The 25644-nt window shown below is 47.9% G+C and carries 23 protein-coding genes and 1 pseudogene; 13 read left to right on the forward strand and 11 right to left on the reverse strand.

Features of this window, described 5'->3' with window-relative positions; translation table 11 throughout:
- The first annotated feature begins 30 nt into the window (after window positions 1-30).
- Complete coding sequence (yaaA, locus tag AAIH57_RS18360) at window positions 31-783, forward strand: peroxide stress protein YaaA (RefSeq protein WP_430022592.1); 753 nt, start codon at window positions 31-33, stop codon at window positions 781-783.
- A 183-nt stretch (window positions 784-966) separates the two neighbouring features.
- Here yaaA and AAIH57_RS18365 read toward each other — a convergent pair whose 3' ends face one another.
- Window positions 967-2187, reverse strand: a complete 1221-nt coding sequence (locus AAIH57_RS18365) for a right-handed parallel beta-helix repeat-containing protein (protein WP_430022724.1) — start codon at window positions 2185-2187, stop codon at window positions 967-969.
- A 476-nt stretch (window positions 2188-2663) separates the two neighbouring features.
- Window positions 2664-2886, reverse strand: a pseudogene (locus AAIH57_RS18370) (catalase); the annotation flags it as partial.
- 174 nt (window positions 2887-3060) lie between these two features.
- Here AAIH57_RS18370 and AAIH57_RS18375 point away from each other — a divergent pair.
- Entirely contained in the window at window positions 3061-5043 is a 1983-nt protein-coding gene (locus AAIH57_RS18375; RefSeq protein WP_430022593.1) for an ATP-dependent DNA helicase, read from the forward strand.
- A gap of 134 nt (window positions 5044-5177) precedes the next feature.
- Here AAIH57_RS18375 and cysK read toward each other — a convergent pair whose 3' ends face one another.
- The 4 genes from cysK to AAIH57_RS18395 all read right to left on the reverse strand — a co-directional run bounded on the left by cysK (window position 5178) and on the right by AAIH57_RS18395 (window position 8293).
- Entirely contained in the window at window positions 5178-6128 is a 951-nt protein-coding gene (cysK, locus tag AAIH57_RS18380; RefSeq protein ID WP_430022594.1) for a cysteine synthase A, read from the reverse strand.
- A gap of 118 nt (window positions 6129-6246) precedes the next feature.
- Window positions 6247-6633 (reverse strand): hypothetical protein, encoded by a 387-nt coding sequence (locus AAIH57_RS18385; RefSeq protein WP_430022595.1) that lies wholly within the window; start codon window positions 6631-6633, stop codon window positions 6247-6249.
- Window positions 6634-7025: 392 nt separating this feature from the next.
- Window positions 7026-7259 (reverse strand): hypothetical protein, encoded by a 234-nt coding sequence (locus AAIH57_RS18390; RefSeq protein WP_095290332.1) that lies wholly within the window; start codon window positions 7257-7259, stop codon window positions 7026-7028.
- Window positions 7256-8293 carry a nucleotide-binding protein gene (locus AAIH57_RS18395; RefSeq protein ID WP_175395642.1) on the reverse strand — a complete coding sequence of 346 codons (1038 nt, stop codon included), beginning with the start codon at window positions 8291-8293 and terminating at the stop codon, window positions 7256-7258. Before AAIH57_RS18395 ends, AAIH57_RS18390 begins: the two co-directional genes overlap by 4 nt.
- Before the next feature lie 841 nt (window positions 8294-9134).
- Here AAIH57_RS18395 and AAIH57_RS18400 point away from each other — a divergent pair.
- On the forward strand, window positions 9135-9857 hold the full coding sequence (locus AAIH57_RS18400) for a YitT family protein (protein ID WP_175395641.1): 723 nt from the start codon (window positions 9135-9137) through the stop codon (window positions 9855-9857).
- A gap of 124 nt (window positions 9858-9981) precedes the next feature.
- On the opposite strand, the gene AAIH57_RS18405 is transcribed toward AAIH57_RS18400, so the two are convergent.
- Window positions 9982-10434, reverse strand: a complete 453-nt coding sequence (locus AAIH57_RS18405; RefSeq protein WP_430022596.1) for a DUF2188 domain-containing protein — start codon at window positions 10432-10434, stop codon at window positions 9982-9984.
- Window positions 10435-10638: 204 nt separating this feature from the next.
- Between AAIH57_RS18405 and AAIH57_RS18410 the strand changes: the two genes are divergently transcribed.
- Window positions 10639-11439, forward strand: coding sequence for a lipid II flippase Amj family protein (locus tag AAIH57_RS18410; protein ID WP_430022597.1), 801 nt, complete (start codon window positions 10639-10641; stop codon window positions 11437-11439).
- Between the two features lie 164 nt (window positions 11440-11603).
- On the opposite strand, the gene msrA is transcribed toward AAIH57_RS18410, so the two are convergent.
- Together msrA and AAIH57_RS18420 are read right to left on the reverse strand one after the other, a co-directional pair.
- Window positions 11604-12566 carry a peptide-methionine (S)-S-oxide reductase MsrA gene (gene msrA / locus AAIH57_RS18415; protein ID WP_175395638.1) on the reverse strand — a complete coding sequence of 321 codons (963 nt, stop codon included), beginning with the start codon at window positions 12564-12566 and terminating at the stop codon, window positions 11604-11606.
- 238 nt (window positions 12567-12804) lie between these two features.
- The gene (locus tag AAIH57_RS18420) at window positions 12805-13416 is read right to left on the reverse strand and encodes a TVP38/TMEM64 family protein (protein WP_175395637.1); all 612 of its coding nucleotides are present in this window, start codon (window positions 13414-13416) and stop codon (window positions 12805-12807) included.
- A 198-nt stretch (window positions 13417-13614) separates the two neighbouring features.
- Here AAIH57_RS18420 and AAIH57_RS18425 point away from each other — a divergent pair, with 198 nt between their 5' ends.
- A complete protein-coding gene (locus tag AAIH57_RS18425) occupies window positions 13615-14553 on the forward strand; it encodes a Gfo/Idh/MocA family protein (protein ID WP_430022598.1) in 939 nt (312 codons plus the stop codon).
- Between the two features lie 46 nt (window positions 14554-14599).
- Entirely contained in the window at window positions 14600-14914 is a 315-nt protein-coding gene (locus AAIH57_RS18430) for a hypothetical protein (protein WP_430022599.1), read from the forward strand.
- A 21-nt stretch (window positions 14915-14935) separates the two neighbouring features.
- On the opposite strand, the gene AAIH57_RS18435 is transcribed toward AAIH57_RS18430, so the two are convergent.
- Window positions 14936-15754 carry a helix-turn-helix domain-containing protein gene (locus AAIH57_RS18435; protein ID WP_430022600.1) on the reverse strand — a complete coding sequence of 273 codons (819 nt, stop codon included), beginning with the start codon at window positions 15752-15754 and terminating at the stop codon, window positions 14936-14938.
- A 159-nt stretch (window positions 15755-15913) separates the two neighbouring features.
- On the opposite strand from AAIH57_RS18435, the gene AAIH57_RS18440 reads away from it, so the two are divergent.
- The 6 genes from AAIH57_RS18440 (at window position 15914) to AAIH57_RS18465 (ending at window position 21437) form a co-directional block, all read left to right on the forward strand.
- Window positions 15914-17026, forward strand: a complete 1113-nt coding sequence (locus AAIH57_RS18440; RefSeq protein WP_175395633.1) for a Gfo/Idh/MocA family protein — start codon at window positions 15914-15916, stop codon at window positions 17024-17026.
- A 211-nt stretch (window positions 17027-17237) separates the two neighbouring features.
- Complete coding sequence (locus AAIH57_RS18445; RefSeq protein ID WP_175395632.1) at window positions 17238-18206, forward strand: sugar phosphate isomerase/epimerase family protein; 969 nt, start codon at window positions 17238-17240, stop codon at window positions 18204-18206.
- Window positions 18207-18230: 24 nt separating this feature from the next.
- Window positions 18231-18959 carry a ThuA domain-containing protein gene (locus AAIH57_RS18450; RefSeq protein ID WP_413035503.1) on the forward strand — a complete coding sequence of 243 codons (729 nt, stop codon included), beginning with the start codon at window positions 18231-18233 and terminating at the stop codon, window positions 18957-18959.
- 322 nt (window positions 18960-19281) lie between these two features.
- Window positions 19282-19578: a winged helix-turn-helix transcriptional regulator gene (locus AAIH57_RS18455; protein ID WP_148565210.1), complete on the forward strand. Its 297-nt coding sequence runs from the start codon at window positions 19282-19284 to the stop codon at window positions 19576-19578.
- Window positions 19579-19810: 232 nt separating this feature from the next.
- Window positions 19811-20539, forward strand: a complete 729-nt coding sequence (locus AAIH57_RS18460; protein ID WP_175395630.1) for a hypothetical protein — start codon at window positions 19811-19813, stop codon at window positions 20537-20539.
- A 187-nt stretch (window positions 20540-20726) separates the two neighbouring features.
- Window positions 20727-21437, forward strand: a complete 711-nt coding sequence (locus tag AAIH57_RS18465; RefSeq protein ID WP_430022601.1) for a hypothetical protein — start codon at window positions 20727-20729, stop codon at window positions 21435-21437.
- Window positions 21438-21527: 90 nt separating this feature from the next.
- On the opposite strand, the gene AAIH57_RS18470 is transcribed toward AAIH57_RS18465, so the two are convergent.
- The gene (locus AAIH57_RS18470; RefSeq protein WP_175395628.1) at window positions 21528-22244 is read right to left on the reverse strand and encodes a Crp/Fnr family transcriptional regulator; all 717 of its coding nucleotides are present in this window, start codon (window positions 22242-22244) and stop codon (window positions 21528-21530) included.
- Between the two features lie 431 nt (window positions 22245-22675).
- Here AAIH57_RS18470 and adhE point away from each other — a divergent pair, with 431 nt between their 5' ends.
- Window positions 22676-25288, forward strand: a complete 2613-nt coding sequence (gene adhE / locus AAIH57_RS18475) for a bifunctional acetaldehyde-CoA/alcohol dehydrogenase (protein WP_175395627.1) — start codon at window positions 22676-22678, stop codon at window positions 25286-25288.
- Window positions 25289-25644 lie beyond the last annotated feature (356 nt).

The following is a 25644-nucleotide window of genomic DNA, read 5'->3' on the forward strand; positions in this document are numbered from 1 at the left end:
ACAACGGTAGATTAAGGATGGATCAGCACGATGAGAATTATCATATCACCTGCCAAAAAGATGAAGATCGATACCGATCTTATGACCAGCGCGCAGATGCCGCGTTTTATAAACGAGTCAGAACAACTGTTGAGTGTACTCCAAAAGTTATCCTATGACGAGCTCAAGGCGTTATGGAAGTGTAATGATGCAATCGCCGAACAGAACATGGAACGGATTCGAAAAATGAATGTAAAAGCCAATCTTACGCCAGCCATCTATGCCTATGAGGGCATTCAGTATCAATATATGGCAGCGGGTGTTTTTCAGCAGGAAGAACTGGCGTATCTGGAGCAGCATTTGCGCATATTATCCGGTTTTTATGGCATGTTACGACCTTCGGATGGAGTTACACCCTATAGGTTGGAGATGCAGGGCAAGTTGCAAGGTCCGGGGTTTAGTTCCCTCTATCAATTTTGGGGCAGCAAATTAGCAGATCAGCTTCAGTCGGAAAGCAACTGTATTCTGAATTTAGCTTCCAAAGAGTATAGCAAAAACATCACGCCTTTTCTGAGAGAGGAAACCCGGTTTATCACTTGTGTTTTCGGACAAATGGTCGATGGGAAGGTTGTTGAAAAGGCAACCCGTGCCAAGATGGCCAGAGGCGAAATGGTACGGCATATGGCAGAGCGCCAGATTACAGATGTGAGGGATATCAGAAACTTTGATCAGTTAGACTTTTGTTTTTCAGAAGAGCTATCCGACGAGAGCACGTATGTTTTCATATACCCAGGGGGAAAGTAGTCTGTTGTACTACTATTGCTTTTAAATGTACATATGGTGAGCAGTTTGTTGTCACGTTTGGATAAGCCAACTCAGAACTCTTACCGGGCAATTATTTTACAGTAATTCAAAAATCCCCTTCTTCAATACCGCCGATTGGGCTGGTATGAGAAGGGGATTTTGCTTTTAATCTCTTATTATCTTTTATCGTGCCCCAATATTTGTACCTGAAGGCGTACCTGACCCAATGAGATCACTGCCGCCTGCAAGTTTCAGGAAATTGCCCAGCACAGGCGTTCCATCGCTGCTCCGGGTTACTGAGGGCACAAGGGAGACAAAGTCGGCTGCGCTTGCAAGCAGGCCTTTGCCGTTCACGCTCTTTTTGTTTTTCCACCAGACGTTGGTGCTGCCGACGTCCGTTCCGCTTGTTTTGTCACTGGCACCGCCTTCGAAGGACAGGTTGTTCGTGAAGATATGTGTGCCTAAATCGAAGGCAAAGTTGCTTTGGCCATTTTTCCAGGACGTGTTATTTTTCATCTGAATGGAGCCGGGGTTGCTGTTATACGTGAAGCCATGCTTTTTATTGTTGAAGGCAATACTGTTCTCCACAATATGATTCACGGCGATTTTCTCACCGCCCAGTTTGAAGCCATTTCCGTCACTGTCGGTGGTGGAGGTGCCGTCCGAAGTTGCACCATTGGCGTAGGCAATACTATTGCGGATCGTCACGACACCAATAGCACCCGTATCCGTTTTACTGTACAGATCCCATCCATCATCCACATTGTAGGCTGCAATACAGCCATCGAAAAGGTTGCCCGGGCCAACGGTCAATTTCGCGGCAAAGCCATCTGCATCCTCGCCATTATCCGGATCGTAATTGTCATGGGAATAGGACCGGATGACTTCATTATAAGCAGGCCATTCACTCTTGGCGGCGGTGGACGCATAACGGCCTAACTGAATGCCTGTATCCCGATTATGATGAGCCTCGATCTGCTCCAGACGGTTGTAGCTGCCCCCGATAAAGATACCGTTGTCGCCGGCACCCTTTACTTCTAGCCCTTTAACGAGCCAGTAATCTCCAAACATTTGCAGGCCCCGATTCGTGGAGGCGAAGGCTTGGGCCGAGAAATCGAAGACAGGCTTTTCCGATCCGTAGGCGACCAGACTTTTCCGCTGTCCCGATGTACCGCTGTTGCCTCTTTCAATTGTAATTGTTTCCGAGAAGTTGTAGGTTCCACCACGCAGATAGATGGTTTTGCCTGGAGCGATCTGGGTCAGTGCGTTTGCCAGTGTTGTTGGACTTTCGAGCGTCCCTGGATTGCTTGCCGATCCGTTAGGAGCTACGTACAAGTCACCTGCTGTAAGTACGGCAGTGGGTGCAGCTACGGATTCAGTGGGATTTGTCACGCCGTTCTCCATGAGTTCCACCGCACCAGCTGATCCACTACTGATCAATAATAGAGGAAAAGCGGCACTCAGGCAGATGTGGGCCATTTTCGATTTCAACGAACGTTCAGCGGGTGCAGATGCATGAGCAGAAGAAAAAGGGAATAATTTCATTACGCAAACCTCCTTGGTTAATGGGATATGGAATTCGTTGTGGCACAGGTCCATGGTAAATGTTGTAAGCGTTATCATCAATAATCATTTGATTGGGTGAGCTATACAAGCTGATGCATCAAGCATTACAGCCCTGAACGTAGCCTGTTGAAGTGGGAATGTATAATCCTCTCATTAGCTGATAACCCTGATTTAACGACCAATCGTCCAATATGAACGTGGATAGGAACCCGTGATCTAAGAAATGGCATGAGAAAAACACATGATCCACCGAAATGAACCTGTAGCTGTTTTAAAAGAGGAGAGCGGACCTGTGTAAAAGTGAAGTTTTCTACTTTAAATAGGGCTTGAGCGTCAGCGCCACGGGCATGGACAACCTGCTCAGGAATGCGTTCACGGTCAAAATGGGTGATCCTTTTGAGAAAGTGAGAGTTCCAGCGTAGTTGGTCTCCGGCTGCCAACGGTTCGAACATTTTGATTAACTGTGATGGGATGACCCTGTCGATCCGTTAATGTCTCATTGTGCCGAGTCTGGGGAATGCGCTGGTTGTGAAGAATGGTTATTCATGGAGCACTGCTACTCCTATGATGGATTCGAATGTATATTTTTTCTAAATTATATATGCATCGTAGTAAAAAAAGCTTGTCACCCACTTCATGACGTGGGATAATTAACTTTTGCCCAGCGGCCTTTTTTTGAACGGAAACAGAACGGGGACCGCTTGTATAAGAATGGAGGCTGACCAAGGATTGTCTACACAACGTTATCCTTTTGCATATGATCCGGCAGAACCTTTTGTATCCCGTTTGGGGGAATGGGTTGCCGATGTGTTTTACGATATTTTGCCAGAGTCCGGCTTTGAGGTACGGGATGAACAGATTTTTATGGCGTACCAGCTCGAACGGGCCTATGGAGATAAAAAGACCATTATGGCTGAGGCCGGTGTAGGAACAGGCAAGACATTAGTCTACCTGCTCTACGCGGTCTGTTATGCGCGTTATACGGGCAAACCGGCAGTGATTGCCTGTGCCGATGAGTCATTGATAGAACAACTGGTGAAGCCAGGCGGAGATATTGCGAAGCTTGCTGAGCATCTGGATTTGCAAGTGGACGCCCGTCTCGGCAAGTCACCCGATCAATACGTTTGTCTGAACAAATTAAGTGCAGTGAGATTCGCGGACGAGGATGCGCCTGTCATTGAAGAAGTGCATGAGAGTCTACCGGATTTTGTGAATACGCCGGGTACACTTCAGGCTTTTCATCCGTATGGTGATCGCAAACAGTACCCGCATCTGAATGATCGCCAGTGGAACAAAATCAACTGGGACCCGTTCCAGGATTGCTTCGTCTGTCCAAAACGTCAACGCTGCGGCCTAACGCTGTCTCGCGACCATTACCGTCGTTCCAAGGACATCATCATCTGTTCCCATGACTATTACATGGAGCATGTGTGGACCTATGAGGCTCGCAAACGCGAGGGACAACTGCCACTGCTGCCAGATCACAGCTCGGTTGTATTTGATGAAGGGCATCTGCTGGAAGAAGCAGCCCTGAACGCACTGAGCTACAAACTGAAGCACCGCATCTTCGAGGAACTGGTAACCCGGCTCCTGGAAGGGGAGATTCGTGAATCGCTTGCCGAACGTGTAGATGAAGCGATTGAGAGCAGTGAACGACTGTTTGCGCTGTTGGATACGTACACGGTGGCTATTCCCGGATCGGATCGGAAGGAAGTTCGGGTGGAGGCACCGCTGCTGCGTGAGATTGAACGCCTGACCAGTGTGCTGGATGCCATTGGCGAAGAGTTGGTGTTTGAGAGCGGCTTGTTCTCGCTCGATGGGTATCAGATGCGTGTTGTGGAAGAGCATTTGGACATGATTCAGACCGCGCTGTCCCTCTTCCGCAAGGAAGACGGGTACATCTGCTGGGCTGAAGAGAATGAAGATGAGACGACATTGTCCATCATGCCACGCACGGTAAAGGAAATCCTGAACGAGCGTGTGTTCAATACAGGCATCCCCATCGTATTCTCTTCCGCGACGCTATCTGTGGACAATTCGTTCCGTTATGTGGCAGACAGCCTGGGAATTAATGATTTTGTATCGTTCTCCGTTGCTTCTCCATATGACTATGCGGACAAAATGCAGATGAAAATTACAGATGAAGCTATACCAGGTCACCCGGAAAACGAAAATCGGTTGCGGGACGCGGTGTCCTTGCTGCAGGAGAGTGGAGGCCGTGCGCTCATTCTGTTCCGTACTATGGAGGAGCTGCGCACGTTTAAACAGGACATTGTTCATATTCCTGAAGCCCAAGGACTGCGCTTTATGTACGAGGGAGATCGGGAAATCAGTGACTTGATCGCGGCGTTCCAACAGGACGAGGAAAGTGTGCTGTGCTCCGTCAATTTGTGGGAAGGGCTGGATGTTCCAGGACCTTCATTATCCAATGTCATGATCTGGTCGCTTCCATATCCACCACAGGATCCTGTATTTAACGCAAAACGCAGTGCATCGGAAGCGCCTTATGAAGAAATCGATCTTCCATATATGCTCCTGCGCGTGAAACAAGGTCTGGGACGTTTGATCCGGACGAGCAGTGATTCGGGTTCTGCGGCCATTCTTGATGAATCGCTGTATACCAAAAAGGAAGCCAAAGACCGCATTGCAGCCCTGCTTCCCAAAGGTGTCGAATGGACGACGCTGACACACTAATTTCGTATATTTTTAGAAATTGAACGGCTCCTTACCGAATTAAGTTCCTGTTCTCTGCGGATTAACCGTCTGTAAGAGAGCAACAGCTTATTTTGGCAGGAGCCGTTTTTTTGCGAAGAGCTCTTTCTGTGATGTTAAAAAATACCCATGCTCAGATACCGTTCCCCGGTATCCGGCGCAATGCAGAGCACCCGGTGCCCCGGCCCCAGTTCCTTCGCAATGCGAAGGGAGGCCCACACCGAAGCACCGGATGAAGGGCCGAGCAGCAGCCCTTCTCGTGCAGCAAGCTGCCGCATCGTATCCAGTGCATCCTCATCGGACACCTGGATAATGGAATCCCACACGTCGGTATTCAGAATGTCCGGTATGAATCCGGGACTTGTACCGACGAGCTTGTGTGGCCCGGGCTCGCCGCCGGACAGCACGGGTGAACCTTTGGGCTCCACCGCATAGATCCGGATGCCCGGCAGCTGCTTGCGCAGCTCTTCTCCGGTTCCGGTGATGGTTCCGCCCGTTCCCGCAGTGGCAATGAAGGCGTCGAGCTTGCCTTCCATCTGCTGCACAATTTCGGGTGCGGTGGTAACCCGGTGAATGTCGGGATTGGCTTGATTTTCGAATTGCTGAGGAATGAAGCTGCCCGGAATGTCAGCGTGAAGCTCCTTCGCTTTGCGGATCGCCCCAGGCATCCGTTCAGCCGCAGGGGTAAGTACCACATCTGCACCGTAGGCTTTCAGAATATTGATGCGTTCCTTGGACATATTATCCGGCATGACGAGAATGGCTTTATAGCCTTTGGCAGCAGCATTCATTGCAAGACCGATCCCGGTGTTGCCGCTGGTTGGTTCGATGATTGTCGCTCCGGGGAGCAGAAGTCCTGCACGTTCAGCCTGAACGATTAGGTTATAGGCAGCTCGGTCCTTGACGCTGCCGCTTGGATTGAAATATTCCAGTTTGACATATACGTCAGCAGAGTCGTTACCTGTGAGCCTGTTCAGTCTTACAGCGGGTGTCTGCCCGATCAGTTCGGTGATATCTGCGGCAACGCCAATATATCTGGATATTTGGTTAATCGAACTCGAATTCATAAAGTACAGCTCCTTGAGTGTTGAGACGTATGAAGGAATTTCAACCAGAGAAGTCTGGGCGCTCCATTCCATCTTAATGAACTCGGCCTTCCCGGGTCAACCTGTATTCCAATTCATCCTATAGTCGCTGTGTCAGATCAATGTTTAGATGCCGGCTGAGTTCTTGTTTAACTTCATTACGCGCGAATGTCCACAGCATGTAGAATCGCTGCCAGTATCCTCTGCACAGATAGATCGTTTCAATTCCTTCCGTTTCACGTTTCTCTTCAAGAATCTTGACACCACGTTTGCGCATCTGTTTACGAACCGCCAGCATTTCTTTGAGTACCTGATTTTGAATCCGATTCAGGGACAGGACGTAGACTTCAGGCATTTTCAACAGCAGTGTATCCAGAGTACGAATATCCCGTTCAAGCACATCCAGCAGCAGGGTACGTACAACAAGGCCTTTAACCAAACGGTGGTCTTCATCCGCGGGGGATGGGGCGGAAGGGGAGGATGACATACATTCACTTCCTTAACCTTGAATTCGAACATGTTTTATATTTACAGAACGTATGTTCTTATATTATAATCAATATATGCAATGATGATACGGAATACAACCGGAAAAAATTGGAGCGGTTTTTCTGCAGGTCATGTACGACGATTGAAGGCGGGAGGGCAGGACAAGTCAGCTCCAAAATAAGGTATAATTTTTGGGTTTTGCAGGAAACCTAAGGACGTAAAAGAGTAGCTGATGCTTCCCGAAGTTAATTTTGCGGTCTTTCCATCACGTTGTGGGAAAAGGACTGCAACCTAAACAAAAGATTCCAACAAAAAAGCCCCTGCCTTGGGCGGCGGGGCCTATCCATGACTGCCGATTCAGCGGCAGGCTTGAGAACGTTGCTTAGCATGTTAAGCCAAATATTGGGGCTTCTCGTACAATGCTTCTTTTTCCAGGATAACCTTATAGGGGCGTTCCTTCCCCTTCAGTGAAGGGCCAATCGTAATTAGCGGTACGGCCGGTTTGTGGAAACGATCTTCTTCCTTGGGTTCCGGAACCGGTCGTGATGATTCGGGCGCAGAACTGAGGCGTACCTTTTTCTCGCTGCCCCAGCGCTTGCTTATTTTTTTCATTTCCGGTTTCATTCCGGTTCGCCTCCTAACAAATCGTTGATGGCGTTAAACAGTTGACGATTTTGTAAATCAATCTGTTGAAATACCGCCTCATCCGCTTCTATATGTCCAATAATATGAACCGTAATCACATACCTCTTGGCTACAGGATAGCATAGCAGATATTCTTTCTCAAGGTAATCGTCATACAGGTTAATCTTGATTTTATTTTCGCGGTAAGAATCAATGACCAGAATGCGCTTGGGGTCATCTGGCTGCAAGTCGTCGTTGGCAGACAGTTCATATTTTCTCCCCGGTTCTCCTACATTACCACATAATTGCTCGATATAACCACTGTCATCTGTCCGGTATATGGCTGTACCACGTACTGCGAATGGAGGATGGGACACAAAAGCTGTACGAAGGGCATCGCTCATCCGATTAAGCATGGCGGCATCGGCTTTGCGAACCCGCAGCAATTCTCTGAAGAATCGCAGCAGCTTGAGCAATTGCAAACGTGCTTCTCCTTCAGCCACTTTATGCCGGGTGATGATTTCTTCCAATTCCGGATCACTCCAGCGCCCCTGTTCTTCAATACTGTCAGCGATTTTGGAACAAGCGACCGAAACGGCTGGCGCCCACTTCCCATCCGAACGAATTTCATAGACCAGTGGATTCAATCCCAGCAGATCTGTAGGCATGCGCAATCCTTCAACTTTTGTGGCATCCTTGATGTCCGTAATATCCTCAGGAAGAATGAAAAAAATACGCTTTCGCCCCAAGCGGCCCATAAACAGACCCATTTCAAGCATTGTATTATCTCGGACAGATGCATAGTACTTCCCGCGAATCTTGGATATGTCATCCGGATGAAAGATAAAAATGGCAAAGTCTGTCGTGCGTACCTCAGTTTCCAGATCGTCCATGGTGTAGCTGCTTGGATTAAAAACACCGGAGTACCAAGGAGTAACTTCGGCAGAGAAACGCAAGTTTTCGTGTACTGCGGCTGCAATCGGCTTCGCTTCCAGCGAGCAGCCAATAAAGACTCTTGGCTTTAACGTTTTCATCAATCCGCCTCGCTTAAACGGTAGTGGGAATCAATTGTTATATTATACCATAAAAAGCAGAGTAAGTTTGAAAACGTCTGCACCCGGACAAGAATAAGCCGATTTTCGTTTGCTATAGTGTATGTGGAAGCGGCCGATGATTCCTTCAAAATTCGCACAAATATAAAAATTGGACCCAAATTGTCACAGTTGGGTGACTGACAGTTATATTCGGAGTCATTGGTCATAGAATGAAGGAGCAGGTTGCACCATTAGCAAGCATTGATTGTCCTGGTGTGGCTGTTTGACTGCTGGAGCAGTCAAGAACCTGCTTTATGCGCTTTTTTGGAGGGTCTGCTGTTTAGACCCGCACTCGTCGGTGGTATATAATAGAAGAACAAGCAAGTTAGCTATAGAAGTTTAAACTAAACCTTTACACGTTAACGGAGAGTGTAGACCGTCTGAAGAAACGAAGTGCTCGCCTTTATCACAGGATTTTTCCCTTAGGAAAGGGAATCAAAAAAATCCGGGGATAACAGCGATCGGAAGATGGGCTACAATCGAAGTGGTTAGTGTAAAGTATACGTTTAATTGGCATAGCTAACCACAACAGACAGAAAGGATCAGGATACCATGAGTTCCCGAAGGACAATCTCCCCAAGGACGATCTGGAAACGTTACGATCTCTCATACACATAGCGCCCCTTGTAGAGTAAACCAACCGTATTCAAAAAACGGCTGACTCTGCGAAAGAGGGGATTGGAATGAATATTCGAAGGACAAATACGATGATTTCTTCCAGGCTTGCCTTTTGCAGGGTACGGTCGGTTTAAACCAACCTACAAACTGCGAGGGAACCTGAATGAAGAGAACATCGTTAACAAAACAACACGTTAAGGCTGAGGCGGGAAAGCTCGTCATCATGCTGCTCGGTACTTTTATTTTGGCATTCGCCTACTATCACATTAATTTTCAGAATCATTTATCGGAGGGCGGATTTGTCGGTCTGGCCCTGCTCGGAAAATATGCGACAGGATTATCACCTGCCATCGGCATGCTGCTGCTCGATATTCCGGTCATGATTCTGGCCTGGTTCATCAAGGGCTGGAAGTTCATGATTCAGGCGCTGATTGGCGTCGGTGCATTCTCCCTGTTCTATGACGGCTTTGAGCGATACTCAACACTTGTGATGTCGTTTGGCGGTAACCTGTGGATTCCAGCAGTCTTATCCGGTGTACTGACGGGTATAGGGGCAGGAATTGTGCTTCGTTTCGGCGGAGCGACAGGCGGAGACGATATACTCGCCGTGCTGGTTAGCCGCTGGAAGGGATGGAAACTCGGAACAGTTTTCTTTGTCAGCGATGCGTTTGTGCTGGGATTATCCCTTTTCTTTCTTCCGGTAAAAGAAACTTTATATACCATTCTGGCCGTGTGGATTGCCAGTAAAGTCATTACGTACGTGGTCAGTGTTCCGGCTCGCCGGACGGTGACAACTTCAGCTGTGAAGGTGACGATGCCTTCTGCAGCCAAGGTAGTGAGTACCTCTGCACCTCGAGCTTCGGTAGCTAGAGGGGTCACCCATTAATGGAGACCACAAAAAAAGTCCTTTTGACTGCCTGAGCGGCGGTGAAAAGGACTTTTTTTGCTTTATACTCTAACGATCGATTGTATACCTCACACGGGTCCAAGAGTATGGCGTTCCCAAACTGTCACGATTTGATGGAAGAGGCAATCTGTCCATCCTGATTATGAATAATGGCCCGAATGTTCCGTTTGCTGCTGATTTCTTTGGCGGCGTCCACGGCTTCGGCTTTTGTATCGAACGTCGATACATGCCCGGATTTGCCTTCTTCCTTAATCGCCCAGCCTGAATCCGTAGGCACCACGTGAATATTGTCATGGCTTTTCGATGAGGATATCGGTTCTGAGTGATGTCGTCCAGAAGATGATCTGTTATGATCGGATGATTTGTCCGAATGGGATGAATCTGATGTGGGATGATTCTCATCCCACTCCTCGGCTTTGGAAGTCGCAATGGCAATTGAGCGTCCTTCCTCGTACCCGTCATCCAACAAGGCATTGGCAATTTCAATTGCCTTATGTCTGACGCGAGGCTCCAGATTTTTCATGGATACTGGATAATCATGTTTATTCCAAGGCATGCCTGAATCCCTCCTGTAATAATAATGAGTTAGTTGTATATTACCCTGTGGGAGGAGGGATAAACGACAATTCGGCGGTGGGAGAACGGTAATGAATCATCCTATGGGAACTGCCATTTCTATACTTTTGCTAGCTGGGGGAGTATAATGCTGTCACATACATAAAAAGGTACAATAACAGGAAGATAAAGGAGTTCAAACCATATGTTCAGTCTGAGTTTGGCTATTCCCATGCTGTTTACCATGCTTATTCATACCGCAGACAGCCTGTCCTATGCGCTTCGCCTTGGTGGGCTGCGAACCCGCAGAATTGCACTGGCCCTGTCTTTGTCAGGGATCTTGCTGCTGGTCTCCCGAACATCCAACATGGCTCAGGGACCGATGGTAGGGAATCTGGTGGATACCGCAGCGAGTGGAGGAAACACAAACTTTGCTGCGCAGCTGCACTGGCTGATGGGTGCGGCGACAGCGGGAACCGCAATCGCCATATTGTGTTTTCCGACCATGGTGAAGCTCGCGTCCAGAATGGTTGTGCATTTTGAAGCAGCCGGGTCCATTCCGTCGATGGTTCGGGGGATGTTGAACGGTACCAAGATCAGAAACGCAGCCTATTATATTACGCCACCTTCCTGGAAGATGGCTAAGCGATTAGTACAACATGGGATGCCGAGGCGCTTAATGACGCTAAATGTAGCGGTAACAGCCATTTATACGACGGGTGTATTATCCAGTTTGTACGCAGCGTACCTTTATCCAGGGCAGGCAGTGGCTGCATCCCAATCGACCGGGTTAATCAACGGAATTGCCACCATTTTGCTGACCATCCTGATTGATCCGCGAATTTCCCTGCTCAGTGACAAATCACTGCGAGGTGAGATCCGCCTGGATCGAATGAATCAGATCTATGGCTGTATGCTGGTTTCCCGTTTATTCGGCACTCTTCTGGCACAGTTGTTGTTGATTCCGTTTGCCTACTGGATCGGCTGGGTCGTTGGTTGGATGTAGATTCATTAATCCCCCGTCGTCCTGTATTTACGCATCTGAATCCATTCGAACTCTTTACACCTATACTCCCAGAAAATTTGCACGAAAAAAAGAGCAGCGGACACAGCCCGCTGCTCTTGCCATTTTTGAATGTGGTTTGGTTCACGGCCCTTACTTGAACCCTGTTACTTGAAAAGAACAGCGTATTCGCCGTACCCCTCTTTTTGCAGGTCTTCCTTCGGTACGAAGCGAAGAGCCGCCGAATTAATGCAATACCGCATGCCTCCAGCTTCGGCAGGACCGTCGTTGAACAGGTGCCCCAGATGGGAATCTCCTTCACGGCTTCGGACTTCGGTACGAATCATGAAGTGGCTGAGGTCTGTTTTTTCCTTCACGTTGTAGTCACGCAATGGACGCGTGAAGCTTGGCCAGCCGCAGCCGGAGTCGTATTTGTCAGTGGAACTGAACAGAGGCTCGCCAGAGACGATATCCACATAGATTCCATCGCCATGGTGATCCCAGAACTCGTTGTGGAACGCCGGTTCCGTTGCATTATTCTGGGTTACTTCGAATTGCAGCGGCGTCAGACGCTCTTTCAGATTACTTTTATCCACATTGCCCGACCAGTTGCGCTCGATGAAATCTTCGCGTCCAGATCCCTTGCGATACCGTTTGTAGTGAGCCGGGTTTTTGTGATGGTAGTCTTGATGGTGTTCTTCGGCCTCGTAGAATGGTTTGGCAGGCAAAATGGGTGTGAAGATGGGCTTGTCAAAACGTCCGCTCTGCTCCAGAGCCGCCTTGGAAGCTTCCGCAATCTGACGCTGTTCCTCACTGTGATAGAAAATTGCCGTCTGGTAGGATGAACCCCGGTCATGGAATTGACCGCCCGTATCGGTTGGATCAATCTGCTGCCAGAACAACTCAACGAGTTTTTCATAAGGGAAGATGGCAGGGTCAAACGTGATTTGAACGGCCTCAACATGTCCTGTTGTTTCCGAACAGACTTCCTCGTACGTGGGATTCTCGGTATGTCCTCCTGTATAACCCGATACAATTTTATGGATACCAGGCAGTTCCTCAAAGGGGGATACCATACACCAGAAGCATCCGCCTGCAAACGTTGCTTTTTCAATTGAATGTTGTTCCATGCTATATTCACTCCATTTCTGATGAAGATCCAGTGCTCGTGTTCGAGCTGTCGCTTCGCTTGTTTTGGACATTCATCCAAAGCCAAAAGTCGCTCCCTTTCGATCACTCGCTACCGTATTTATTGAAATTTGTTACACAAGAATTTGGCTTGCTCTTCTATTATATCCTGAATTGGCAAGCCAACCAAGCCGGACCAGGACAATGACTGTCATGAGATGCATTTCGGATAAAAATGATTCAGACTTTTTTTCGCGAACGAAAACGGAACAGCAGCAAAACAATGCTCATAAATCCCAGATATCCCACCAGAATGAGCAAACTTAGCCAGATGGATGTTTCCGCTTGAGCACCCGCATAGGCAAAAACAAAAATCGCAGGCATCTTGCCAATGGCTGTGGCGGCCATGAAGACCCAAAATGGCGTGTAGGTAATGCCAGCATAAATATTGACCGCGGTTTGAGGTACAACAGGCAGCAATCGAAGCGACATGACGCCCATGAAAGGATGAGCCTCCATCCAGTTGGTGAACCGATTCAGTCCACGGATGCGATCCAGGTAAGCTCTGGCCTGTTTGCGAAAAACATATCTGGCCCCGGCGTAAACGAGAAGCGCTGCGAGCGTGGTACCCACCCAGCATACCCAAGCTGCTGTCGTGGTGCCGTAACTGTACCCGAACGCTGCAATAACAAACTTGTAGGGAATGACGGGAACCAGGGCAAACAATGCTGCTATTCCAATAAGAAGAGGGATGGACGGATTCAGATCGGTCCATGCCAGCAGTTCATATCTGTAAATAAACGTGACTCCGGCGAGCAAAACATATAACAGGAGCCATAACCATTTTCGCAAATCCCAAACGCTCCTTTCAGGTCAGGATATTCTTCGAACGTCCTGTTCCTATAAGCCTTTCTTCCCAAGTGTACCACGTTCGCCCATGAACCGGATAATCCATTCCTGGTCTCCTGCTGATCACTGGCATGTTGCTGCCTGAAGGGTTACACTATAGGACGTGGAACTTAGAACTCATCTGAAGGTGGAATGCTTATCATGGAAACAACAAAGCGAACCCGTGCTGCGATCATCGGACTCGGGGATATTGCACGTAAAGTGTATTTGCCCCTCCTAACCGCTCATCCGGAAGTGGAGATTGCAGGGATAATGAACCGATCAGCCGAGCCGGTCAAGGCTATTCAGCATACGTATAGATTAGACAACGGAACGACGGATCTCAAAGAACTGTTATCCTGGGATCTGGATGCCGTGTTTGTACATACAGCGACGGAAGCACACTTTGATATTGTGATGCAATGTTTGGAATGGGGACTGGCTGTATATGTGGATAAGCCGCTGTCCTACACGCTCCGTGAATCGGAAGAGATGACTGCATTTGCCGAGGCACAGGGGTTGCTGCTCGCCGTGGGATTTAATCGCAGATTCGCACCTATGTATCAAAAAGCGAAAGCATGGATGGAGGGCGGACAAGGATACGAATCCCTGACGTTAACGAAGCATCGGACAGGCATTCAGGATCGCCCTGCAGCAGAAACCATCTATGACGATCTGATTCATATGCTGGATCTGTTGTTATGGTATTCAGATCACAATGTGGAACTGGTTCATCAATGGGTACGCAAGAATGAACTGAACCAGCTGCTGCATGCTGCAGGATCAGCCAAGCTTGGAAGAAAAGCTTATGGCCAGTTTGAAATGGTACGTGAGGCGGGGGCTGATCTGGAGAAGATCGAACTCCACGGCGGCGGTAGATCGGTAGAAGTCCTAAATATGGAAACAGCTAGATATTCGGAACGTGGAGAACTTGAACGCAAGGAAACATTCGGCAGCTGGGATTCCGTATTAACCCGTAGAGGGTTTAGCGGGGCCGTGGATCATTTTCTGGCCAACCTGAATACACCCGACGATTGTATCATTAGTGCGAGTCATGTGATGGATAGCCATGAACTGGCTGAGCAGCTAATTCGAAAATAATGTTTTTGCAAATGGTATGAGAATAACTATATGGAGGAACGACATCATGGATGAATATGAAAAAGAACGCAGGAAACAAATCGAGGAAGCGGTCGTTGAAACCTATAAACAGGAAGAGGAAATGATGATTCTGGTCTTCGCCCAGTGGTGTGCCAATCACGGACTGGACCCAGAAGAGATGTACCGGCAAGCCTATCCTGACCAGCAGAGCAATGAACGACTGCAGCAAGTGCTGAAGCTGGTTGTGCCGAAAGAGGAAGCCGGGGAGATCCCCGACCATACCGTTCTGGGTGTGTTGTCCATGTTTGGCAACGAAGATCTGGCCATGGTCGTATCCGAGGCGATCGCTGCGCGGAAATAAGCAGAATTGACGTATGATACCTTACATCTGTTCCCGGTGAATAAGGCGAAATTCCTTGGGCGACATGCCGAACCGGGAGCGGAAGACGCGGTGGAAATACGTATAATTGTTAAATCCGGACGATTCGGCTACATGTTCCAGTGTCATCGGACTGAAAATGATCCGTTCTCTGGCCATGTTCAGCCGTACATCCAGGGTGTATTGCATAATGCTTTTGCCAAACGCTTCTTTGAAGAGGTGAACTCCGCGTGAAACGCTGATGCCAACATGAGTTGCCACATCTTCAAGCTTGAACAGGGAGGAAGCATTCTCCTCGATATAATTTTTTATTTCATATGCCACATAATTGGTATTCGTAATCGTTGGATGCTCAGCGAGCAGTCGGTCCACTTCCAAACACAGGATACGCATGTAGTAACTTGAGATCTCAGGATACGGATTGGAGATTCGGCGCTGCTCCAGCACGAGTTGACGGAACAGGGTCAGCAGGCTTTCGGTCAGTTCGACCTTAATCCGGTTAGGCCTCTTGTGGCGTTCCCACCATTCATCCACCCAGGAGCCATTGAAAAAGATATGGTAGTCACCGCTCTCTACAAGCCGTTCCCCCATTGGATTGCGTTCATTGTCTACTTTGAGTTCATAAGGCTCGTCCGGACTGAAAAGAAGCAGATCGCCCGCATCAATGAGTGACATCTCGCCATTGATCCGTGCCCGGCAGCGTCCATCGGTTTGCAGCCTCATAAGATAATTCTTAACCCCTTCGGGATGAATACCCGCATAGGGTTTGCGGTGAAATGAGAAGCCTGCTGTAAGAACCTGGCAGGAATAATCGGTCGGCATTGGCATACTCCTTGCAATTTGAAAATTATGACCAGATAGTTCATGTTTCGATCATATTATTCATTTTAATTGAACCCAAAACGGAATACCATAGTATTAAATTCAAGGCACAACATTCATGCACAGCTTCTCACCATGCGTAAGGAGATGAACGTCACATTGGAGAAAATAAAAGCAGGCATCATCGGGTGCGGAAACATCAGCGCCATCTATCTGGAGAATCTCAAAAACAGTCCCCTTATAGAAGTTGTAGCTGTAGCGGACTTGATTCGTGAACGCGCTCAGGAACGGGCAGATGAATTTAATATCGCAAACGTTTACAATGTAGATGAGTTGCTGCAAAATAAGGAAATCGAGCTTGTGCTGAACCTGACGGTACCTGGCAGTCATGCCATGACCGATCTGGCTGTGCTCGAGTCAGGCAAACATGTGTATGCCGAGAAACCGCTGGCCATTTCTCTAGAAGACGGTCGCAAGGTTATTGAGCTTGCTGAAGAGAAGGGGCTGTATGTCGGATCCGCACCAGATACCTTCCTTGGGTCGGGCATCCAGACTGCACGTCAGGCCATTGAAGATGGTATGATCGGGAAGCCGATTGCGGCTACTTCATTCTTCATGGGTGGCGGACCAGAAGCATGGCATCCCGATCCGGAGTTCTTTTACATTGCCGGAGGCGGACCTATGTTTGATATGGGACCTTACTACCTGACCGCCCTGGTTACACTGCTTGGACCGATTCGGAGAATCAGTTCCTCTGCAGGCATCCAGATTACGGATCGCGTCATTGGATCGGGTCCGAAAGAAGGGACGCCTCTGCGGGTACAGACTCCGACCCATCTGGCAGGGACCATCGATTTTACGGACGGTGCCATTGCAACGATGATTACCAGCTTCGATATCCGTGGAGCATCGGACCTGCCGCGAATTGAGATTTACGGCACTGAAGGCACGCTGAGTGTACCTGACCCCAACTTCTTCAATGGGGAAGTGAAGCTGCGCAGATTCGGTCAGGACACGTGGGAGACGGTAACCCCAGTTTTCGAGAGCAGACAAAATGAACGTGGAATTGGTGTTACCGAAATGGTCGAATCCATTCGTGCCGGACGTGAACACAAAGCCAGCGGCAAGCTTGCATATCACGTGCTTGAAGCCATGCACGCATTCCAGCGCTCTTCATTAGAGGGCAAGCACATCATGCTTGAGAGCACCTATGATCCAATTGCAGCAACCAAAACGGATGAAGATCAGACAGAAATTGTACAATCGCATTAGCAATCACATGTTCAAAGTGAAGTAAGTGCCAGCACATAAGGATGGTTCTTCCACGGGAATAACCAGTATTGTTACGTTTAATTTCAGGATAGAAACGCTCTTGATTTTCCACACTATTAAGACAAACTTGTGATCTGAACGGTACATTTATGCAGTTCTTGGTTCATTTAATCAGCAATTATACGACATTTAATCCAGGGAGGAATCGCACTTGAAACTCGGCGTATTTTTGGTATTATTCGGAGGACGTAAATTGGAGGATGCACTTGATTACGTAGCATCCAAGGGCTTGAAAGCAGTGGAGATCGGAACTGGAGGTCACCCGGGCAATGCACATTGTAATCCGGAGGAGCTTTTGAACAATGAGGCAGCACTGAAAAACTTCAAAAACGCGGTGGAATCGCGCGGTCTGACCATCAGCGCACTTAGCTGTCATGGTAACCCGCTGCATCCACAAAAAGATATCGCTAAAGGTTTCCACGATGATTTCGTCAAAACCGTTCAATTGGCTCAAAAACTGGAAGTTCCAGTAGTCAATACATTCTCCGGTTGTCCGGGAGACCATGAAGATGCGAAATATCCGAACTGGCCTGTTGCCCCATGGCCGAATGACTTCCAGGAAGTTCTGAAATGGCAATGGGAAAACAAAGTGATTCCTTACTGGACAGAGTGGGGCAAGTTTGCAGCTGATCACAATGTGAAGGTTGGATTGGAACTGCACGGCGGATTCTCGGTGCATACCCCAGCTACATTGCTGAGACTGCGTGAAGCTGCTGGTGAGGTCATTGGTGCCAACCTGGATCCAAGTCACATGTGGTGGCAAGGAATTGATCCTGTGCAGGCGATCCACATTCTCGGACGCGAGGGTGCCATCCATCACTTCCATGCAAAAGATACAACCATTGATCCGGTGAACGTAAACAAATATGGTTTGACAGATATGCAGGATTACACGAATATGCTGGACCGTGCTTGGCAATTCCGGTCGGTTGGCTACGGTCACGATAACAAGACTTGGGCAGATATTATCAGTGCCTTGCGTCTGGTAGGTTACGATTATGTTGTAAGTATTGAACACGAAGACGGTCTGATGTCGGTTGAAGAAGGATTCTCTAAAGCCGTGCAAAATCTCCAGCAAGTATTGATCGAGGAACCGCTGGGAGACATGTGGTGGGTTTAGGGTTACACTAGGGGGAAATTGAATATGATTAACGTCACCATTTGGAATGAATTTGTCCATGAGAAAATTCACGATGAAGTAAGAGAAGTCTATCCGGATGGTCTGCACCGGGCGCTGGCAGACGGACTTGGCGGCGAAGGATTCGCGATTCGGACAGCTACACTGGATCAGCCTGAACACGGATTAAGTGATGAAGTGCTGAATTCCACAGACGTGCTTATATGGTGGGGACATATGGCACATGATCGCGTAAGCGACGAGATCTCACAGAAGGTTGCACAGCGTGTATTGAACGGCATGGGACTGATTGTCCTGCATTCCGGGCATTTCTCCAAACCGTTCAAGACATTAATGGGTACCAGCTGTGATCTGAAATGGCGTGTAGCTGACGAGCAGGAGATCGTATGGTGTGTCAATCCATCCCATCCGATCGCGGACGGGATTGAAGGCAAGATTGTACTCGAAAAGGAAGAAATGTACGGTGAGTTCTTCGATATTCCGGTACCGGATGAACTTGTGTTCGTAAGCAACTTCCAGGGTGGGGAAGTGTTCCGGAGCGGCTGTACGTTCCGTCGCGGCGAAGGCAAAATCTTTTACTTCCGTCCAGGCCATGAAACGTATCCGACGTATTACAAGCCGGAAATTCTGAGAGTCATCAGCAATGCGGTAAAATGGGCGTACCCTGCCCGCAGCTTCAAGCCGGAATTCGGCAGAAGTGAACCTGTAAGACCATTTGGTGGCGTGCTGGTCTAGGCAGCAAAATTGGTATCGTGACGGACAAATGAATTGGAATACCAGAGGAACCCTTCTCCGAGTCAAGTATGACTGTGGCAGCTGGGTTCTTTTTGGGTAAAATAGCAATAGGCGAGTTATACGATATTTGCCATGGTTCATCGATTCGTCCTGAGGTATACTGTGTTGTATAGTCGAAGTAGAATAATGCCTATAAAATTTTAACTTTTTGACGGCAGACGTTTTCTTTGAGACGTAAATGTGTTATTATGAAATATACTAACAAAATGTAAGTTGAGTGATCTCTAAAGAGGTGATTAATGTGGAAGGCCAAGATTTGCGGATGTGTCCGCGTTTTGAGACAGCATTCTCGTTTTTGGGCAAGCGCTGGAACGGTTTGATTATTCAAACGTTGATGAGTGGGTCAAAACGATTCAAGGATATTTCCAATCTGATTCCGTCGATGAGTGACAAGATGTTATCTGAACGGATGAAAGATCTGGAGAGTGAAGGTATTCTGATTCGTCATGTTTATCCCGAGACGCCTGTTCGTATTGAATACGAGCTAACAGAAAAAGGGAAAGCACTTCAGCCTGTAATGAACCAAATTCAGGACTGGGCAGAGCAATGGGTAGATTAAACAACAGATATCCAGGCTCGGCTGAACGACCTGATTACAAAGAGCTCTTGATTTCCATGGGAATCAGGAGTTTTTTGTCTTATAAAATCAGAAGTCGTAACACGTGCACGTTCCGGTATCCTGGTATGACAGAAACCAGCTTTTTCCTGCAGGTCCTGCACATATTGACACGAGTTGTAGTATAATTTAAGAAAAATGGCCGCAGGCGGCCGGAGCGAGGAGGCCACTTGTCATGAGAGAAGAAAGCTTATCCCGTGAAGTACGCTACGGCAAACAAGATATTGCGGAACTTGAGAACGCATCCATTCAGGTACATCTGATTTACAAAAAAGCTGCGGAACTATTCAAATACTATGTTAGTCCCCGACTGGAGAATCGTGATCTTGAGGAAGGGAATCGGTCAGGAACGAGCAATGGTCAGGAACTGGCTCCGGTCGTCCTGCAGAAATGGATCCAGACTTCTTCAGGCTGGAAGTGCATTGGTTGTGAGTTGAAGTATCCGGAGTCTATGCTGGATAAGCACGAAAATGAGTTTTCCCGTGGTCATTATGCCATGGCCTCAGGTGAACGAAGAAATGTGAAACCGGAGATGCTAATTCAGGCCATTGTATGGTCTCAATATGAAAAAATCAGGCTGCTGGCGCCTTGGCTTGGCGATGAAGCTTTCTATACTACACAGGAACTGGACGTCATTGCCCGGTATATTGTACCCACCTATTTCTCTGAACGCCCGCTGCATGAACAGGGCAAACTCTTTAAGGTTCATCATCCATACGGTCAGATTCCGTTGTATCAGGAATATGTGGCTGCTCCTTCTTTCTGCGTACAGATGGATGGTGAACTGTTGGAAGGGCGATTGCTGACAGGAGTTTATGTATCCGAGGAGCAGTTCTATGGACTTAATCCGTATCTGAAGAATGGAGACGGAGGCAGGACCTATATGCAGGCTTGCGTTCAATAAATGGTAAATGAATAAAAGGGTTTAAGGACCCGAGCGAAGGAGCCCGTAAATGCGGGCTCTTTGTGCTATTAGGAAGAAATATGGAAGAATAGTAACGGCATTGACACTTTTTTTGCATGAATGTTGTGCCATAATAGAAGTTATGGACAACAGGGTGAAGATTTTTACGCAGGGTGGTGTTACCGACATGAAGAAGAAGATCCCCGGTTACATCGGTTTATGTTTGCTTATTTTAGCTATTCTGGCCGGATGTACTGAGACACAGCCTTCTGAACAGCCAGTGGTCAAGGAGACCGATACCTCCAATACCATTACCGTGGCTGTCGATGGAAGTACTTTTTTGCCTGATGCAACGAAGTCCATCAAGAGGGATTTTAGTGAAGGACTGACGCTCAAGAAGGCCCTACAGAACAGCGGACTGGTCGATTTTACAGCCGACGGCAAACGGATTCAATCCGTAGGGGAAGTTTCACTCGATTCCTCGCTTAGTTGGGCAGTTAAACTAAACGGCAAGGATATTGATCCGGAAAATTGGGACAAGGAGCTTCATGCCAAAGATGAAGTGATCATATACGTAAAAGCCGCCGACAGTACAGGAGAAGGTGTTGCCTATCAGACAACCCTGCTCAAGATCAGCGGCGGCAATATTATGCCAAATCTCAATCGTCAATATGCGGGCGTCTATATCCAGGAATGCACGGTTCGTGATGTACTCAAGTCCAGCGGTATTGTAAGAATGTCGGAAAATAACAAATACGTTGTTTCGGTTGAAAATGTTGTTCCACGAATGAACCAGCGCTGGGTAATCATGGTGAATGACAAGGAACTGATGGAGAACGGTTTGGATATGAAGTTAAATCCTCGTGATGCGGTTAAGCTACAGTTAACGGCATCTTAAACATACTAAAAGCCCGATCCTTGGCAGAGGACGGGCTTTTTTCATACCATAACAGTTCTCGGCAGGAGTCGAAAATGCCGGATTTATGGCTTAGATGCGGCAGATTTCATTGGGACATAGTTCACAATGGCAGATACCTTGAAGCATCTTGAGGTCTTTGATGACAATCATGCCGTTGTCATATTCAATGGCATCCTTTTTGCGCAGATCGCTTAACATGCGATTTACACTTTCCCGGGTCGCACCAATCATATTGGACAGGTCGGTGTGGGTGATTTTTTTGTGAATGATCACATGCTCACCATGGGGCTCGCCATAGGAATTGGACAAACGAATCAGGGTGGAGCAGAGCGCACCTGGTTTGCCGTATAACATCAAGTCCCGGAATTTGGTCTGGGTTAAGCGATGATGAATGCCCATCCATTTCATAAAGTCAATGGCGAAGTCGCAATGCTGGCAGATCAGCATCTCCAGATCTTTGTGCTCCAGGACACCAATTTCACTGTCTTCAAGGACTTCTGCCGAGAACGTATGCTTGGAGCCGAAGAATGGGTCGGCCTGGCCAATCATATCACCAGACTGATACATGTACATGATGAGTTCCTTGCCTTCATCCGTTGATTTGGTGATCTGGGCACGGCCCCTTTTCATATAATAAAGTTTGTCGGACACATCTCCTTCCCAGTACAGGTGGGTCCCTTCAGGATAAGTACGATCCTTCATGGTAACGAGCAGATGGTTGAAATTCACTTCCGAGAAACAGTTCGTATTGCCGCGTTTTTCCATTACACTTAGTTGTTCTCTCATAAGTCTATCTCCCCTTTGTGTCCATCGGAGGGGCTGCCCCATGCATTTCCCGCCCCGTGGTTCGCCGCAACCGTTACCGTCCTGATCAGGGTCATCTCGGCCGGGAGGACGGTACAAATTGCGGTGGTTCAATTTTTAAGTTCAGTATATACCTAATCTTACCGTTTGAGGGGCATGGGAAGGGGGCAAAAATGACGAAATTTCAAACATTGTGATTAAATTCACTTTCGTTTGGGAAGGATGCAATTGACAGCCCTATAGTTTAAATAGGAAATGAAAATGAGCTGTGAAGAAATCACAAAAAACTTAAATTAAATTTGTTATACTTTGTGAAAATAATCACATAATTATGCTTTTCGACATGTTACGATGTGTACGTAAAGAAGAGAGACAAACCAAAACCAATACGAACCTTTAGGAGGATGAGGGAGATGGCTGTAAAGAACGAAGTCGCCCCAGCAAAAGAACCGACAGCAGGTCAGTATATTCAAACGTTAATTGACAAAGCGAATAAAGCACACGCTGCATTCATGTCCATGGATCAGAAACAGATTGACCGTATCGTGCAGGCCATGGCACTGGCAGGTCTCGACAAACACATGATGCTCGCCAAGATGGCGGTGGAAGAAACCGGCCGTGGTGTGTATGAAGATAAAATCACCAAAAATATATTTGCAACAGAATATGTGTACCACAGCATCAAATATGACAAAACCGTAGGCGTCATTGAAGATAACGAATACGAAAGCTTCCAGAAAATAGCGGAGCCTGTCGGCATCATCATGGGGATTACACCGGTGACCAACCCGACATCCACCACGATGTTCAAGGCATTGATTTCCATCAAAACGCGTAATCCGATTATCTTTGGCTTCCACCCATCAGCACAGAATTGCAGCCGCGAAGCTGCCAAAATTCTGCTCGAAGCAGCCGTGAAGCATGGTGCTCCGGCCGACTGTATTCAATGGATTGATGATCCTTCCATGGATCGTACGAACGCACTGATGAATCATAACGATGTGGCACTCATTTTGGCGACAGGTGGATCAGCGATGGTACGTGCAGCGTACAGCTGCGGTAAACCGGCACTCGGCGTAGGACCAGGAAACGTACCTTGCTTTATCGAAAAATCTGCGGATATTAATCAGGCGGTCACAGATCTGATCTTGTCCAAATCATTCGACAACGGCATGATCTGCGCTTCCGAGCAGGCAGTCATCATTGAAGAGCCGATCTTCGATCAGGTGAAAAAGAAAATGATTGCGAACGGTTGTTATTTCGTTAACAAGGATGAGGCTGCGAAACTGACAGCAGGCGCCATCAATGCCGAGAAATGTGCGGTTAACCCGGCCATCGTTGGTCAATCCGCGTCCACCATCGCGCAAATGTGCGGGATCGAGGTTCCGGCTGGCACCAAAATTCTTGTAGCAGAAATTGAAGGTGTTGGAACCAAGTTCCCGCTGTCTGCCGAGAAACTAAGTCCGGTACTGGCTTGTTATAAAGTAAAAACAGCAGCTGAAGGCATTGAGCGTGCAGCAGAAGTGGTTGCTTTTGGCGGCATGGGTCACTCCTCGGTTATCCATTCAAATAACGAAGAAGTCATCAATAAATTCGCGGATCGTCTGCAAACCGGACGGATTATTGTGAACTCACCATCCACACACGGTGCCATTGGGGACATTTACAATACCAACATGCCATCACTGACGCTGGGATGCGGTTCGTATGGACGTAACTCGACCTCTTCGAATGTAACTGCCGTGAACTTAATCAACGTGAAAAGGGTGGCTCGCCGTACCGTGAATATGCAATGGTTCAAAGTGCCAAACAAAGTATACTTCGAAAAAGGAGCAACACAGTATCTTGCCAAAATGCCTGATATTACTCGCGTAGCGATCGTTACAGATGCGATGATGGTCAAACTGGGCTATGTGGAAAAAGTAGAGCATTATCTTCGTCAACGCCAAATGCCGGTTGCGATCGAAGTATTCTCGGATGTCGAGCCGGATCCATCCACAACGACGGTGGACCGTGGTACGGAAATGATGCATCGCTTCCAGCCGGACTGCATTATCGCCCTTGGTGGTGGATCGCCAATGGATGCCGCCAAAGCCATGTGGTTGTTCTACGAATATCCGGATACAGACTTTAACGATCTGAAGCAAAAATTCATGGATATCCGCAAACGGATCTACAAATATCCACGCCTTGGATCCAAAGCCAAATTCGTCGCCATTCCGACAACGTCGGGAACAGGTTCGGAAGTCACATCGTTTGCCGTAATCACAGACAAAAATCTGGGTAACACCAAATATCCGCTCGCAGACTACGAGCTGACGCCAGACGTAGCGATTGTAGACCCAGAATTTGTATATTCGCTCCCTAGAACTGCCGTAGCCGATACAGGTATGGACGTACTGACTCATGCGATCGAAGCCTACGTGTCTGTCATGGCGAATGATTATACGGATGGCCTGGCCATCAAAGCCATCCAGCTGGTATTCCAATACCTGGAGCAATCGGCGCTGCAAGGTGACAAGTTGGCACGTGAGAAAATGCATAATGCATCAACGATTGCCGGTATGGCTTTTGCCAATGCATTCCTGGGAATCAACCACAGCTTGGCGCACAAATGGGGCGGTCAGTACCACACAGCACACGGACGTACCAATGCGATCTTGATGCCGCACGTCATTCGTTACAACGCGAAAAAACCGACCAAATTTGCTTCGTTCCCGAAATATTCGCACTTTGTAGCAGATGAGCGGTATGCTGAAATCGCCCGCATTCTGGGATTGCCTGCACGTACCACGGAAGAAGGGGTGAACAGCCTCATCAATGCGATTCGCAAACTGAACAAAACACTGGGCATTGAGGAATCGTTCCAGGAAATCGGATTCGATGCAAAAGACTTTGAAGCTCACGTGGACTATCTGGCCGATCGTGCATTCGAAGACCAATGTACAACAGCTAATCCGAAACTGCCGCTGGTGACTGAACTGGCCGACGTTTACCGGAATGCGTTCTACGGACGTTTTGAATAAACCATAGTCCAAAATAGAAAACAATTAATTTGAGGTTAAGGCAATAGGTGCAGGGTTCCCCAAAAGGGGAGCCCCAATTGCCGTCTTTGGTCGATGACGGAATCCTTTGGGATCCGTTGAATTTAACAATTTACACGACAACGGAGGGGCAGAAATAACCTGTAAAAGCGAAGCGTTCGCGTTTATTCCCGGATTTTTCCCTTTGAAAAGGGAATGAAAAAATCTGGGGATAACAGCGATTGGAAGGTTGTTCTGCCACGCAGTAATCCGGTGTAAACTTTTACCTTCACCATGATCCAGCAACGGTGGAGTGAGGTAGTTCACGGACTTTGTGACAAAAATCACAGATGGTGAAA

It is taken from the genome of Paenibacillus sp. MABNR03 (genome assembly GCF_050455445.1).
GTDB lineage: Bacteria > Bacillota > Bacilli > Paenibacillales > Paenibacillaceae > Paenibacillus > Paenibacillus xylanilyticus.